Annotated in this window: 2 protein-coding genes; both read left to right on the top strand. The window is 40.2% G+C overall.

Features of this window, described 5'->3' with window-relative positions; genetic code table 11:
* Positions 1-179: 179 nt before the first annotated feature.
* Entirely contained in the window at positions 180-398 is a 219-nt protein-coding gene (locus tag J7J33_04545) for a DUF2007 domain-containing protein (GenBank protein ID MCD6168557.1), read from the top strand.
* 5 nt (positions 399-403) lie between these two features.
* Positions 404-1108, top strand: coding sequence for a queuosine precursor transporter (locus tag J7J33_04540; protein ID MCD6168556.1), 705 nt, complete (start codon positions 404-406; stop codon positions 1106-1108).
* The last annotated feature ends 156 nt before the right edge of the window (positions 1109-1264 follow it).

Here is a 1264-nt window from a genome sequence, read left to right as displayed (position 1 = left end):
TGGTGTGTTTTGTTTAAAGCAACGTTGAACGTAGAACCTCGAACATAAAGCGCATTAACGCATCCACGCATCAACACATCCGGCGGGCAGCAAAGAATTATAGGATTTTTCCCGAAACTAGAGTTAAGTTACTTGACTTGAGGTGTAATTTATGTATTTTAGCATCCAAGGAGGAAAAGATGAAAGAGGTTTACTCCACCCCTTATCTTGTTGAGGCAGATATAGTAAAATCCATACTGGAAAGCAGTGGAATAAAGTGTTTTCTGAGAGATGAAAATATTGCCTCTTCCTATCCTGCGGTTACCTTTTACACACAGGTTAGAATAGTGGTGGACGATGAGGATTATGAACTCGCAACCAGGATAATCAAAGAGTATCTCCAGAAAAAGAAAGAATAATCCTTATGAGCAATGAACTACTCTGGTTCATATTCATTATAGTTGATCTTTCTCTATCACTCCTTGCCTTTCGCATCTGGGGAAAGTCAGGGGTGTATGTCATGGTAGCTACAGGAACAATTGTCTGTAACATTCAGGTCATAAAGACAGTTCAACTTTTTGGTATGGTTGCTACCCTTGGTAATATTGTCTATGCCAGCATATTCTTCAATACAGATATACTCTCAGAGGTCTACGGTAAAAAAGAGGCAAGGAAAGCTGTATGGATGGGATTTTTTGCGCTTATAAGTGCTACGGTTGCCATGCAATTTGCAATAAGGTTTAAACCTGATATAAGCGATACAATGCAACCACACCTCAAGGCTATTTTCACCTTTATGCCCAGAATTGTAATTGCCAGCTTATCCGCCTATGTTATCTCACAACATCATGATGTATGGGCTTTTCATTTCTGGAAAAAAATAACCAAAGAACGCCATCTATGGATTAGAAATAATCTAAGCACAATGGTAAGCCAGCTCATCGATACAACTGTATTTACCTTTTTAGCCTTCTGGGGTGTATTCAGCCTGCCGGTCTTCTGGCAGATATTTCTCACCACTTACTTATTTAAGTGGATTATTGCTGTAGTTGACACTCCCTTTCTTTATCTTGCCAGGTGGACCGTTAGAAACAGGAACTATCCCGACCTTAAATCCAGATCTTCTTGATTTTACAGGAAAGTATTAGACTTTTCCTTATTTAAGGGGGAGCAGCGCAAGCGTTGAGGGGGAAATGCGAAGCATTGCCCCCTCAATTAACTTGATTTTACAGGAAAGTATTAGACTTTTCCTTATTTAAGGGGGAGCAGCGCAAGCGTTGAGGGG

Source organism: Caldisericia bacterium (assembly GCA_021158845.1).
In the GTDB taxonomy this organism is placed as follows: domain Bacteria; phylum Caldisericota; class Caldisericia; order B22-G15; family B22-G15; genus B22-G15.
The sequence above is the reverse complement of the archived record's forward strand: the minus strand, read 5'-3'. Positions and strand labels throughout refer to the sequence as shown.

What these genes read in the sequence shown, in the direction of transcription:
- J7J33_04545 (MCD6168557.1), top strand. Translation starts at nt 180, where the DNA reads ATGAAAGAGGTTTACTCCACCCCTTATCTTGTTGAGGCAGATATAGTA.
- J7J33_04540 (MCD6168556.1), top strand. Translation starts at nt 404, where the DNA reads ATGAGCAATGAACTACTCTGGTTCATATTCATTATAGTTGATCTTTCT.